Here is a 14,680-nt window from a genome sequence, read left to right as displayed (position 1 = left end):
GAAGGTTTCACACATCTGGCCGCAACTAAATTACAAATGAAATTACAAATGAAGCGTTGGCATCACTTCATGTGGAATGATCGCACCTTTGTGCTGAATTACCGTACCAGCCATACAGTGGCCTGAATACGCAGCATCAACCGCACTACCACCGGTAAGTCGCTTCGCCAGAAAGCCAGCACTAAATGAATCACCTGCTGCCGTAGTATCAACAACATTATCTACTTTATCCGGAGCAACATACTTCGCTTCGCCGTCAGCAATAACCAGGCAGTCTTTACTGCCCCGCTTGATTATGATTTCTTTAACTCCGGCTGCCGATGTCCTCTCGATACATTGTTCAAGATCCCGGTCACCAAACAGCGATTGTTCATCTTCAAAAGTTAATAGGGCGATATCCGTAAACTGAAGAACCTTAAGGTACCAGGACATCGCAGATAGTTGGTTCTGCCACAATTTAGGACGATAGTTATTATCGAAAATTACCTGGCCCCCCTGAGCTTTAAAGCGCGTCAGGAAGTCAAACAGCTGCATTTTGCCTTCTTCAGTTAAGATCGCTAACGTAATACCGCTTAGGTAGACTGCATCATACGAAAACAAACTATCAACTAAAGCTGGAGATTCGTTCTGCTCAAACAAAAACTTAGCGGCAGCGTCATTGCGCCAGTAATGGAAGTAACGCTCACCAGTATCATCGGTTTCGATGTAGTAAATACCCGGTTGTTTTTCATCAACTTTTAGTACAAGACTTGTGTCAATGCCTTCCTGTTGCCAAGCTGATAGCATTTGCTTACTAAAAGGGTCATTACCTAATGCCGTCACATAGCTAGTCTTGACGGGATGATTTTTTGTTAAGCGAGCCAGATAAAGAGCGGTATTTAATGTATCACCGCCAAATGTTTGTTGAATCTGCCCTTCCTTGTTTTGCAACTCAACCATACATTCGCCAATAACCGCGATATTCAAGTTTTTCATTTGCCTACCTTGTTATTTAAGGAAGTCTTCACGCGCAGGGTTGAAGATATCCAGAAGAATGCTGTCTTGTTCTAAAGCTACGGCGCCATGCATCATATGTTTACGTGCAAAGTAGGCGTCTCCCTCTTTAAGGATTTTTTTCTCACCTTCGATCTCCGCTTCAAAGCTTCCGCGAACCACATAACCAATTTGGTCGTGGATTTCATGGGTGTGAGGCGCACCGATTGCACCTTTATCGAAACATAAATGTACGGCCATCAGATCATCAGTGTACGCTACGATTTTACGTTTAATACCACCACCAAGCTCTTCCCAAGGGTGTTCGTCTAATACAAAGAAAGAATTCATTGTCATACTCCTAAAAGTTTCTATGGACGCCAATCCCACCCTACTCTTTAGACCAAAAGGAATACTTAGAGTGAAGTGATCAGCTGTGATTTGACATGAGCATATCCCAGCACCCCAATTTGTAATACAATATATCTAAATTTATGTGATATCCATCATACGAAAATGACTACCTATCACCTTGTAAGAAACCAAATAAGTAATAACAACTTCAAACAACAGCAATCAATAGATATAAAAAACAACAGGTTAAATATCACTACGTGATTTTAATCTACCTTTTTACTATAAGCCCTACAAATAAACCTAATATTGTATTACTTTATAGTGAACTGGAATTACAAATACACTTCATTTGATGGTGGTAAAGAAATGACGACACAACCGATTTTGTTGACTGAAGCTGAAATCGAACTTTTGAGAAAAGAAGTCGGAAAGCCAAGCTTGATGGGCAAAACGATAGAAGCACACCGCAAACAGGTAGACGCGTTCATGCGTTTACCACTAGATGTCCCCGGACATGGTGAGGCAGGTGGCTACGAGCACAATCGTCATAAACAAAACTATACTTACATGAACTTAGCTGGCCGCTTGTTCTTAATCACTCAAGAACAAAAGTACGCTCAGTTTGTAAAAGACTTGCTTGCCCTTTACGCAGACAAATATCTTAAGTTCGATTTTCATGTCCAGAAAAACACTAACCCAACGGGGCGCCTTTTCCACCAGATCCTGAACGAACATTGCTGGTTAATGTTTACCAGCCTCGCCTATTCTTACGTAGCATCTGAAATGACCGAAGAAGAACGTAATGCTGTTGTAGAACGTGTCTTCGAACCCATGCTGGAAATGTTCACCGTAAAATACGCACACGACTTTGACCGTATTCACAACCACGGTATCTGGGCAGTAGCAGCTGTCGGTATTTGCGGCTTAGCCATCGGCAAGCGTGAATATCTGGAAATGTCCGTTTATGGTATTGACCGTAACGATACGGGTGGTTTCCTTGCGCAAATTTCTCAACTGTTTGCCCCCTCTGGTTACTACATGGAAGGCCCGTACTACCATCGTTATGCTATACGTCCACTTTGTGTATTCGCAGAGGTGATTCACCGCCATATGCCTGAAGTCGACATTTTCAATTACAAAGGCAAGGTAATTGGTAATACCGTACAAGCATTACTATCTACTGCTTACCCTAACGGCGAGTTCCCGGCATTGAATGATGCTTCACGCACTATGGGTATTACGGATATGGGTGTTCAGGTGGCAGTAAGTGTTTATAGCAAGCACTACGGATTAAACGACAATATCCTGGGTATGGCGAAAATCCAAGATGCAGTATGGATGCATCCTTGCGGTCTAGAGCTTTCGGAGGCTTATGACAGTGCATCCGCGGAGCGTGAAATTGGTATGCCTTTCTGGCCAAGCGTTGAACTGAACGAAGGCCCAGAAGGCAACAACGGCGCACAAGGTTTTATCCGTATGCAGGACAAAACCGGTGATGTCTCCCAGCTAGTCATGAACTACGGTCAACACGGTATGGGCCATGGCAACTTCGATACCCTCGGTATTACTTTCTTTAACCGCGGTCAAGAAGTGCTGCGTGAATACGGCTTCTGTCGCTGGGTAAACGTAGAGCCAAAATTTGGCGGCCGCTACCTAGACGAAAATAAGTCCTACGCACGTCAAACCATCGCTCACAACGCGATTACTATCGATGAACAATGCCAGAATGGCTTTGATGTCGATCGTGCTGATTCAGTACACGGTTTACCTCACTTCTTCAAAGTTGAAGATACTGATATCAATGGCATGAGCGCATTTGCCAGTGATCACTACCCAAATACTGAAATGCAACGCAGTGTATTCATGCTCAATATCGAAGAGCTAGAAGCCCCTTTACTGCTGGACTTGTACCGTATTCACGGAGAAGGCGAACACCAATATGACTACTCGCATCAATATGATGGGCAAATAGTGCGTACTAACTTTGACTATCAAAGTTATGCTGAACTAACCACACTTGGTGATAACTTCGGTTACCAACACCTTTGGAAAGTGGCGAGTGGTCAAGTGCAAGACACTGCACTGGTTAGCTGGCTACAAAATAACACCTACTACACTTGGTTAGGCACCAGCTCCAACAGCGACAACGAAGTGATCTTCACTCGTACTGGCGCAAATGACCCTAGCTTTAACTTACGCAGTGAACCTGCATTCATCCTTCGTAGCAAGGGCGGTTCCAGCCTATTTGCTTCTGTATTGGAAACACATGGTTACTTCAACGAAGAGTTTGAACAGTCAGTCAACGCACGTGGAAAAGTAAAAGATATCCGCATCGTCGGCTACAGTGCCATTGGTAGTATCATAGAGATCACAACTGAAAAGTCACTGGTAACTTTGATGATCAGCAATGTGCTGGGTGCGAATGACCAAACCCCACACCAAGTGGAACTTAACGGTAAAACATACAGCTGGAATGGTTTCTACTCGCTAGAAGTGACCGAAGTAGAAAGCCATGCATTCGAGCAGGAGAAGTAACAATGAGCCATCAAACCCAGTCTTACCAGCCACTGCTATTAAACTTTGAAGAAGCTGCGGAGCTTAGCAAAGCACTCGGCACGGATAGCCTGTTAGGAAAAGCGTTAGAACATGACATCAAACAAACCGATGCTTACATGGCAGAAGTTGGAGTCGAAGTTCCGGGACATGGTGAAGGTGGTGGTTACGAGCATAACCGCCACAAACAGAACTACATCCACATTGATCTGGCAGGTCGCCTGTTCCTAATTACTGGTGAGCAAAAATACCGTGACTACATTGTGGAAATGTTAACTGCGTACGCAAAGATCTATCCAACGCTAGAAAGCAACACCAGCCGCGATACCAACCCTCCGGGTAAGATCTTCCATCAGACCCTTAACGAAAACATGTGGATGCTGTATGCATCATGTGCGTACAGCTGTATTTACCACACATTAGCAGAAGATCAGAAATCACTGATCGAAAACGATCTGTTCAAACAGATGATTGACCTGTTTGTGGTGACTTACGGGCATGACTTCGACATCGTTCACAACCACGGCTTGTGGGCGGTAGCAGCAGTCGGTATCTGTGGTTACGCGATTAACGATCAGGAATCCGTAGACAAAGCCCTTTACGGTTTGAAGCTAGACAAAGTCAGCGGAGGTTTCCTTGCTCAGCTAGACCAGCTGTTCTCGCCAGATGGCTACTACATGGAAGGCCCGTACTATCACCGCTTTTCACTGCGTCCAATTTACCTGTTCGCAGAAGCGATTGAACGTCGTCAGCCAGAACTTAAGATCTACGAATTTAACGATTCAGTCATCAAAACGACGTCTTATGCGGTATTTAAAACCGCATTCCCAGACGGTACCCTGCCTGCACTCAACGATTCATCAAAGACGATTTCTATTAATGATGAAGGCGTGATCATGGCAACATCGGTCTGTTTCCACCGTTATGAACAGTCTGAAACGTTACTTGGAATGGCAGACCACCAGCAAAACGTCTGGGTTCATATCTCAGGAAAAACTCTCTCTGACGCAGTAGAAGCCGCTGATGATATTAAACCATTCAACTGGGGTAGCCTGTTCGTAACAGATGGACCACTCGGTGAAAAAGGCGGCGTGAGTATTCTTCGTCACCGCGACGAACAAAATGATGACACCATGGCACTGATCTGGTTCGGTCAGCACGGCTCAGACCATCAGTACCACTCGGCATTGGATCACGGCCACTATGACGGTCTACACCTCAGCGTGTTTAACCGAGGCCATGAAGTACTGCACGATTACGGTTTTGGTCGCTGGGTAAACGTAGAGCCTAAATTTGGCGGTCGTTACATTCCAGAGAACAAGTCTTACTGTAAACAGACAGTTGCTCACAACACAGTAACCGTTGACCAAAAGACCCAAAATAACTTCGACACAGCGCGTGCAGAATCAAAGTTTGGTTCAAAGCACTTCTTTAACGTAGATGATGAAAAGCTACAAGGCATGAGCGCGCGCATATCTGGCTACTATGATAACGTAGACATGCAACGCAGCATCATTCTGGCTGAGCTGCCTGAATTCGAGAAACCACTGGTCATCGATATTTACCGTATCGAAGCAGAGCAAGAACATCAGTACGATTTACCCGTGCACTACTCTGGCCAGATCATGCGAACTGATTTCGAATACGATATCGAGAGCACACTGCGCCCTATGGGTGAAGGTAACGGTTACCAGCATTTGTGGAACTTGGGTTCCGGAAAAGTCCCTTATTCATCAGAAAGAACGAGTTCACTAGTAAGCTGGTTACACGACAGCAGCTATTACTCATTGATCACAAGCGCTACCAATGGAGGAGAAATCTTCTTCACTCGCACAGGCGCGAACGATCCAGACTTCAACCTAAAGAGTGAGCCTGCACTGATCATTCGCCAGTCAGGACAGAATCACGTATTTGCTTCTGTGTTGGAAACACACGGTTACTTTAATGAATCTATCGAAGCCTCCGTTGGCGCACGTGGCTTAATTGAATCGGTCACGGTTGTTGGTAGCAACGAGGTCGCCACGGTAATCCGTCTACAAACCACGACAGGCAACGCTTACCACTTCGCGGTTTGTAACCTGGATGAAGATAAACAGAACACGACGCACAGCGTAGAGTTCGGTGGTGTGACTTACACTTGGGAAGGCGCATTCGCACAAATTAGCTAGCTCGTATATACGGACTAATTAATGTAAAAACATCGGGAAATAAGACAAAGCCGGACGTCATGTCCGGTTTTTTTTATCTGCCTGCCCTAGAACAAGCTGAGACAATCAAATCATAACATCAAGCAACTTTATGCATCACTCTGTGGTATTAAATAATATTTTTCAAATTATTCTTATTCAAAAACTTGGCCAACACCTCGCACTTCATCGCTTTTGACTCTCTAAATTAGATGCCTCGCACTATTCTATATGCGGATGAGTGATCTACACACCAGATTACCAAACTCTACATACCAAAAACATTTATCATACAATAATATATCAAATGAAGTTCTGTACGAACAAGGAAAATTAATAATGAAAAGCCATATCGAAATTGCGAAGGACGCTGTCGAGTTAGTGCTCCCTTCAGTAAAAAAGCTGTTTGAACGAACCAACAGAAAGGAATTACATATTGTCATAATGGATCCCAGGCTAAAGCCTTGGGAGTGCTCTTTTGACCAAGCGATTCTTTTTCAGACCTCTTTAGGTACTCCCGAGGAATGGACAATTCCATTCGACGAGTTTGCCAGAAACAAAGCTCAGCAAGCATGGCGTAACGCCAGACCAAATATTCATAACCAAACTACCCAAACCTCTTCTCTGCGAGAAGGCGATTTACTGTTCTTTGGCTCATTTGTCCACGGAGATATCGTCGTCGCCTGTAGTGGTGTAGAGCAATGGTATGACATGCTTATTTCAGGCTGGATTGCCGTTGCGTTCGAGCAACTCTGCATGAGTGAATATCAAAAAAATAAAACCGACAACCCTACCCAATCTTTTAAAAACTAAATGAAACAAAAGGTCGATACTATGAATAAACGTCTTAAGTCTCTACTCTTCTCGGCAGGTATTCTCGTTTCTGCAACTTCTGTCGCTGCTGACTACCCTAGTAAAAATATTCGCCTCGTTGTTCCTTTTGGTGCCGGCGGCGGTACAGATGCAGTTGGTCGAACTTTAGCTAACTCTGCAAAAGATATCCTTGGTCAAAATATTGCGGTAATGAACCGCACAGGCGGAGCGGGAGCAGTCGGAATGAGTTTTGGTGCTCAGCAACGCCCAGATGGCTATACACTCACCGTTGTTACTCGCGAAATTGCGTCTCTGCCTCAAATGGGATTGATGCAGCACGATGCGAAAGATTTCAAACTAATCCGGCTCGTCAACTTGGACCCGGCAGTGGTTTTAGTACATAAGGACAGCCCATATAACACTATCAATGATCTGATCGCTGAAGCGAAAAAAGGTGATGGCATCGTTAAGTTTGCCTCTACTGCGGCACCTAATTTCTATTTGATGGCACTAGAGAAAGACCAAAAAATCAAACTGAATGCGATCCCTTACAATGGTGCTTCTGAAGCGATTCCGTCTGTATTAGGCAAACATACCGATGTGACGATGGTTACCCCGGGTGAAGCTATTTCCCAATTGCGTTCAGGCCAGTTAAAAGCACTTGGCGTGATGTCTGAAGAGCGTATTTCTTACATACCAGATGTACCGACGCTTAAAGAACAGGGTGTAGATGTTGTTACCGGTACATGGCGTGGTATTGGAGCCCCAAAAAATACACCTGATGAAATCATCGAGATTCTGGGTAAAGCATTTGATGAGGCGATGGCGTCAACTGAATTCAAACAATTCATGGAGAAAGGCGCAATGACTATTCATAACATGAATGCAGAAGAATTTACTAAGTTTGTCGAGCAAGATACTAAAGCGCTAAGCACGCTAATAAACTGATTTAAACTAAATTGGGAGTACTACATTCGTACTCCCATTTTTTGATGTATCGAGGTGCCATTATGGTCAGCCGTAACGTGATCTTCCCTTGCCTAATCATTGCGCTTAGTGCGCTAATCCTCCCGGTAATTGCTCATTTTGAGCAACCAAGATTCCAAGATGCGAGCGTCAATGCTCAGTTCTTTCCTACCGTTATAGTGATAATGCAAATAGTCATTTGTATTGCTCTGATAATTCAGCACAAACTTAAAAAAACAGCCACAAATACACTTCCGATTTTTTCCAAAATGGCTCTATTTGGCGTTATTTTTCTTTGCTTCTATGCACTACTTATTAGCGCAATTGGCTATCTGTATGCGAGCCTAGTTGCTTTTACTGCATACCTGATGTATTTCAAAGTGAAAAGACCGCTTTACTACATCATTGCCTGGGTGTTTGTTTTCTCTATTTACTATCTGTTTGGCGAGGTATTTTACATCGCACTGCCAGATGGTCAGTTCTACTAAGGAGGCACGATGTTAGAGCATTTGATTAACGGCCTTTTCACCGCTTTTAGCCCCTCAGTTCTGCCTGTTCTCATTTTTGGTGTCATAGGCGGCATTGTCCTTGGTGCTTTGCCCGGGCTTACTGCAACAATGGGCGTAGCAATTTTACTGCCTTTCACATTCGGTATGGAATCCACTCCTGCATTAGTCATGTTAATTGGTGTCTATATCGGTGGTATTTACGGAGGGTCTATTGCTGCAATACTGCTCAAAACACCGGGAACCCCTGCATCAGCAGCAACCGTACTTGATGGCCATACACTCGCAGCCAAAGGCCAGGCTGCACGAGCACTGAGTATTTCTGCGGTCGCTTCTTTTGTCGGTGGGTTGATCAGTACGATTGTACTCATCGCTATCGCGCCACTACTTGCCAACTTTGCATTACGCTTTAACGCTCCAGAATATTTTGCTCTAGCTCTTTTTGGACTGACTATCATCGCAAGCGTATCAGCGCAAAATATCCTCAAAGGCTTGTTGGCAGGTACCATTGGGTTGTTAGTCTCAACCGTTGGTCTTGATCCGATAAGCAGCGTGCCACGCTTCACGTTTGGGGTTATGGATTTGTACAGCGGCATAAACGTAATCCCGGTTCTTATCGGGCTGTTCGCGTTATCTGAGGCCATTAATCAAATAGAAAAGTTGCTCAGTGAAAAACGCGCTAAGATTCCTGAGTTCGACCATAAGTTATTGAGTAAGCATGATCTTAAAGAGATGATGCCAACCGCTATCAAGAGCGGCCTACTCGGCACTTCTATCGGCTCCGTACCTGGTGCCGGTGCAGATATATCCGCTTTCGTTTGCTACAACGAAGCCAAACGCGCATCTAAAAATCCAGACGAATTTGGCCAAGGATCAGTAAAAGGCTTAGCTGCTGCAGAAGCAGGAAATAACGGCGTCACTGGTGGTTCATTGGTTCCACTGCTCACACTTGGCGTACCGGGCGACGCTGTTGCGGCAGTTTTATTAGGCGCGCTAATCGTTCAGGGACTCACACCAGGGCCACTACTTTTCGCACAAAACCCAGATGTTGTGTACGGGGTTTTCAGTTCCATGCTGGTTGCTAATGTTGTGATGCTCATTGTCGGCCTGATTGGTATTCGCTTTTTTTGCCGAATTATCGAAGTACCAAAACTATTGATGATCCCTATCATCATCTTCCTTTCGGTTGTTGGCGCTTATGCTATTAATAACTCGATGTTTGATGTTGGGATTGCAATTGCATTCGGTGTATTAGGATTTATTTTAGGTAAGATGGATATCCCTTCATCACCTATTCTCTTAGCCATCATTCTGGGCCCGATGGCTGAAACAAACCTAAGAAAAGCACTACTAATGTATGACAATTCTTGGTCATTTCTCTATGAACGGCCTATTGCGCTAGGGTTTGTTGCACTGGCGATCTTTTCCGTATTCTCAACAATCAAAATGAAAAACAAGGCTAAACCCAAGGAAGTATCTTAAGTAACGTTTTAATAACTATTGAGGGGTGAGCTTGATGAAAATCAGGCTTACCCCTTGTTTCATCTGCTGCTTACTGACTACCAATAACTTCAGACAACTCTTCATCATCCGCTGTAACTGCGCTGTATTGAGATTTAACTAACACTTTTATTATCTCTTTCACTACCGCGCTATTCCCACACAAAATAAAATGCTATTGTATTACAAATTAACTTGTAATTCTCATTGGCCTCTCCAATAAGTAACTCTTTGAATACCGATATAAAAACCTTTTTGCAACTCACTAAATAAGCGATAAAAATAATATGAAATCAGCAGAACTCATTTTGTTAAGTCTTTTGGGGCTTGGACTAGTTGGATGTGGCGGCAGCGGCTCTTCAGCAAGTTCAGATCCAGATACCACCGTTCCTGATACGCCTGATACACCTGATACACCTGATACACCTGATACACCTGATACACCTGATACACCTGATACACCTGATACACCTGATACACCTGATACTATAGCACCGTATTCAATAACGAAATTTCAAGACATTTTAGACAATTCAGACCTGCAAGTATCAAACCCTGACGGTACCGAAGGTAATAAGACCAGCGAAGTTAAAAATGGAGCATTTTCTGGTTACAAAACTGACCATTTTTATGCAGAAAGTGACACCAGTTACCTCGTATTTAAGATGTCGAATTACAAAATGCGCTCCGAAGTTCGTGAGCTGGAAAATTTTGACATATCTGAGGCGGGCATAAGCCGGACTTTGTTTGCAGAAGTGCGTTTACCTGAAATCGACCTAGCAATGGCCAGCTCACCAGCAGATCACGATGAAGTAACTTTCCTGCAAATTCACAACAAGGGTACTGACACTTCTGGCACTAACTCAATCCCTCACCCTTTGTTACGTGTGGTTTGGGAACAAGAGAGAAACAGCATCACTGGCCACTACTGGGCAGTTGTTAAAAACAATGCCTTAGATTGTAGCTTATCTTCGAGCTCATCAGATTGTTACGCCACATCATACGATCGTTATGATTTAGGTGAAGCTGACCTCGACAACTTTACTCGATTCGAAGTGAAAATCGGTGAAAATGCATTAACCATTAAGGTCAACGATGAGCAAAAGGTGGATGTTGATGTCTCTTACTGGCAGCATCTTCTGAGCTACTTTAAAGCTGGCGTCTACAACCAATTTGAAAATGGCGAGGCGGAGGTGCAATTTAAACAATTGAGCCTAAGCAAAATCGAATACACAGATTCAATCGCATGGAACATTGACGACTGGAAATTAACGATCCCAGCAAGTAAAGATTCTTGGTATGGGACGGGTGGAGACGGTGCTGCCGAATTAGAGCCCGAACGTTGTAACTCAAGCAAAGATCTTCTATCTAGTGATAGCAATGTCTACGATGATACAACTGACTTGTCATACTTTAACGTTATCGACGGCAGTATGCATTTCCGAGCGGATATGGGTTACGGCACCTCAACAGCCAACTCTAGCTACATTCGCTCAGAGTTGCGGGAGCTTTACATTAGCACTGAAGACCCAGATTGTAGCACCAGTGATGAAGATACAAGCTGGTACATCAACGATAGCCGTACTGGTGCGACATCGCATACCATCCAAGCAACGCTCAAAATCAACGACTACCCAGAAATCAGCGGTCAGCTTCCAAAAGTCGTGCTGGGTCAGATACATGGTTGGGAAATAAGCCAGGCACTCGTGAAGTTACTTTGGGAAGGCGATAATAAACCAGTCCGAGTCATTATGAACGATAACTATGCACTCAATAATGATAAAGACTGTACTGACTGTAACTCGTTCAGTGTCAAGCTTGGTACTTACGCAGCACATGAAGAATGGCAATATACGATTCGTGCCGATCAGGAAGGGCTATTTTTAGCAACCTATGATGAAGATGGTAACAATATGGTTGCACATACATTGAAATGGGGAGAGACATACTCAGACACCACTGACGGCGGCTCCTACACACTAACTGAGGATTGGGCATCGCCAGACATTGCTTTCTACTTCAAAGCAGGTATTTACCCGCAGTTCAAACCGAGTGACTCATATAAAGGCCAGCAATTTGATGTGAGCTTTAGTGCATTGAGCACCCGTCACCAATAATCATTTCTACCTCTAAGTGTTAAATTTACTACTTCCGTAAAAGTAACAAACAAAGCTCGCACTACCGCCACGGGAAGTTTATTTTCTCGTGGCTTACCCCGTAAAATGCCATCAACTAATACTACAAATCAGCATATGAAACGTACTAATTTTCACATTAGATTCAACTCTAACTGCCATTTTTGATATAAAAAACAATACAAATCGTTGTTACAGCTATTCAATCTGGTTATAAAAACTCACTAATATGACGGTCACGTCACAACAATAAATCATACAAAACAAACAGCATCACAAAACACAAATTCAATAAATCATACAATTCACATTATTGCGGGAAGAACATTGCCTCGAAAGCAAGCCTGTTAAGTCGTCAAAATTTGCTATGTGAATGGAATTATGAATAACAAAAAGTACGCTTTTCACCTTGGGTTTAAAACCAAACTCATCTTATTGGTTACAATTGTAAGTTCGCTGTCATTGATTGGATCGAACTGGTTCTCTTTAGAATTAGCCAAAGAACAAATCCAGCAGAACGTCCTTAATGAAATCAAGCACTCACTTACCCTCGAAGCAAGGAAAATTGAGAATGATGTGCTGCGCACTATAGATACCGTCAATGCAGTCGCGACGGAGATCTCTGCAAACCAATACACAACCGAAAATCAAGTATTGATGCACTATGCAGCCTCACTTGGTGGCATCGACAAAATCGTCATCGGGCATGACGATGGTCGGACATATACTTCTCGACCTTCTGAATCTTTCCCTAACGGTATTGGTATACCCGAAAAATACAATCCAACCACACGGCCTTGGTACAAACAGGCCAAACAGCATATGGGGCTCTCATTCAGCGATGTTTTTTTCACCCGCAGCACCAACACCCCGATGATGGGCGTAATGTATGCGTACTCGGATAAAGTGATCATGGCAGATATTCGCTTTGATGAATTAGAAACCCAACTTCTGGAACTAGAAAAAATCCACCAGGCTAAAGGAATCTTAGTCGACGACAGAGGGATGATTGTCGCCTCGACTATAGAAGGTATTGAAGCTCAAACTGAGTTTTCTTCGCTTGAAGCAAGCATCAATGCAGATGAGGCTACGCAGCATCCGGAACAATTTATTAACGGAACCTTAAATGGCCAAAATGTATTGCTGATGGCGAAAATCGTACACATTGGGGCCAAAAAACAGTGGTTTATGATTTCTGCGATGGATCCGAATGTTGCATTAGCCAAGTTAGACAAGGTGATGTCTCATGCTCGCACCGTTATCTTTTGCACTATTATCGCATCAATTATCTTGATGATTTTTGTATTGAACAAACTGTACCAACCTATTCTTTCTTTGAAAAAAGTCGTCCATGATCTTTCGCGTGGCGATGGTGACCTCGCCCAGCGACTAAAAGAGAACTCGAATGATGATTTAGGCAATATCGCTAAGGACATCAACCTCTTCATCGGCGGTCTTCAAGAAATGATTAAAGAAATGAAACAAAGGAATGCGAAACTCAACGATAAAGTTCAAAGTATCGAAGCAAGCTGCCGAGATACACATACCGTGTTACAGGTTCATACGGATGAGACAGCGCAAGTAGTATCAACTATCGAGCAACTATCAAAAGCATCGGTAGAGGTAGAAAACAGCTCTCATGCCACCGCCACAGCCGCACGTGATGCAGCAGCATTCAGTGACGAGACGAAACAGATAAACGAAGTTACAGAAACCTATATTTCTGATTTAGAAACTCAAATTGACAACACATCGCAAGATATCCTGTCGATGGATAATGAAACCCAAAGTATTCAATCTATCGTAACGGTAATAGGTGGCATTGCAGAGCAAACGAACTTATTGGCATTAAATGCATCGATAGAAGCGGCTCGCGCGGGTGAACACGGACGAGGCTTTGCTGTAGTGGCTGACGAAGTACGAGCACTAGCGACAAGAACCCAAGAGAGCACCTCTGAAATTGACAGAGCCCTCGCTAGCCTACGTGGGAAGTCTGCAGGGTTGGTTGATTCAATAGACCAAACGAAGTCCAACTGTGAAAAAACGCGCACTCAATTGGCATTGGCTGTCGAGATGCTAAGCAATCTGAATGAAAGGATGGTGACGGTCAGCCGCTTTAACGATGACATATCTACTTCATCAGCAGAGCAAAACTCCTTGATTCAGAACATTAAGCACAATATCCATGAAATCGAAAACATCGTCTTAAGGCTGAATACGCTAAGCCAAAATCAGGTCGACGAATCTGAACAAATCAAGACGTTTAATAATAGTGTGAGTTCGCTTATGGATCGTTTCAAAGTATAACTATCTCACTAAACTGAGCCCGAACTTTGATTCGGGCTCTTAGTTTGGATTTACACCTTCATATGGGTTTAAGTAATTTCTATCCCGAAATAATGTCAGTGGTGGTTCTTGAAGTGCGGTTAGTGTTGTACGAACTAAGAAGCTTTTGCCCCTTTCCAAGCTAATAGAGTTCCAGAGTGTGAAGACTGATAGCTTTAAGTTGACCAAATTTTAGTAATGTTTCACTGTGCCTACTTATTGATAGCGGTTCAAGTCTTCATCATAGATAGTTTGAACATCTAATGCGCAGGGACAAATCGTAGATTTCAAGCTTTAAAGTACATATACAGAGATGAAAGGGTAATCTAGGAACTGGCAGCTATGTACTATGTGTAGTGTTAAATAG

General features: G+C 43.6%; 10 protein-coding genes. 8 read left to right on the top strand and 2 right to left on the bottom strand.

Annotated elements, in window-relative coordinates; translation table 11 throughout:
• Positions 1–42 precede the first annotated feature (42 nt).
• Both LDO37_RS29410 and LDO37_RS29405 read right to left on the bottom strand, forming a co-directional pair.
• Complete coding sequence (locus LDO37_RS29410) at positions 43–975, bottom strand: 2-dehydro-3-deoxygluconokinase (RefSeq protein WP_126607451.1); 933 nt, start codon at positions 973–975, stop codon at positions 43–45.
• Between the two features lie 12 nt (positions 976–987).
• The gene (locus LDO37_RS29405; RefSeq protein WP_118120545.1) at positions 988–1,323 is read right to left on the bottom strand and encodes a cupin domain-containing protein; all 336 of its coding nucleotides are present in this window, start codon (positions 1,321–1,323) and stop codon (positions 988–990) included.
• A gap of 372 nt (positions 1,324–1,695) precedes the next feature.
• Here LDO37_RS29405 and LDO37_RS29400 point away from each other — a divergent pair, with 372 nt between their 5' ends.
• The 8 genes from LDO37_RS29400 (at position 1,696) to LDO37_RS29365 (ending at position 14,295) form a co-directional block, all read left to right on the top strand.
• On the top strand, positions 1,696–3,864 hold the full coding sequence (locus LDO37_RS29400; RefSeq protein WP_126607452.1) for a heparinase II/III domain-containing protein: 2,169 nt from the start codon (positions 1,696–1,698) through the stop codon (positions 3,862–3,864).
• Positions 3,865–3,866: 2 nt separating this feature from the next.
• On the top strand, positions 3,867–6,050 hold the full coding sequence (locus LDO37_RS29395) for a heparinase II/III domain-containing protein (RefSeq protein WP_126607453.1): 2,184 nt from the start codon (positions 3,867–3,869) through the stop codon (positions 6,048–6,050).
• A 357-nt stretch (positions 6,051–6,407) separates the two neighbouring features.
• A complete protein-coding gene (locus tag LDO37_RS29390) occupies positions 6,408–6,881 on the top strand; it encodes a hypothetical protein (protein WP_126607454.1) in 474 nt (157 codons plus the stop codon).
• A gap of 21 nt (positions 6,882–6,902) precedes the next feature.
• Positions 6,903–7,829 carry a tripartite tricarboxylate transporter substrate binding protein gene (locus tag LDO37_RS29385; RefSeq protein ID WP_126607455.1) on the top strand — a complete coding sequence of 309 codons (927 nt, stop codon included), beginning with the start codon at positions 6,903–6,905 and terminating at the stop codon, positions 7,827–7,829.
• Between the two features lie 62 nt (positions 7,830–7,891).
• Entirely contained in the window at positions 7,892–8,335 is a 444-nt protein-coding gene (locus LDO37_RS29380; protein ID WP_126607456.1) for a tripartite tricarboxylate transporter TctB family protein, read from the top strand.
• 9 nt (positions 8,336–8,344) lie between these two features.
• Complete coding sequence (locus LDO37_RS29375) at positions 8,345–9,835, top strand: tripartite tricarboxylate transporter permease (RefSeq protein ID WP_126607457.1); 1,491 nt, start codon at positions 8,345–8,347, stop codon at positions 9,833–9,835.
• Positions 9,836–10,140: 305 nt separating this feature from the next.
• A complete protein-coding gene (locus tag LDO37_RS29370) occupies positions 10,141–11,970 on the top strand; it encodes a polysaccharide lyase family 7 protein (RefSeq protein WP_224056095.1) in 1,830 nt (609 codons plus the stop codon).
• Between the two features lie 453 nt (positions 11,971–12,423).
• Complete coding sequence (locus LDO37_RS29365) at positions 12,424–14,295, top strand: methyl-accepting chemotaxis protein (protein WP_126607544.1); 1,872 nt, start codon at positions 12,424–12,426, stop codon at positions 14,293–14,295.
• Positions 14,296–14,680 lie beyond the last annotated feature (385 nt).

The organism is Vibrio penaeicida, assembly GCF_019977755.1.
Lineage (GTDB): Bacteria > Pseudomonadota > Gammaproteobacteria > Enterobacterales > Vibrionaceae > Vibrio > Vibrio penaeicida.
Note: the sequence above shows the minus strand (reverse complement) of the source record. Positions and strands in the feature narration are given on the sequence as shown.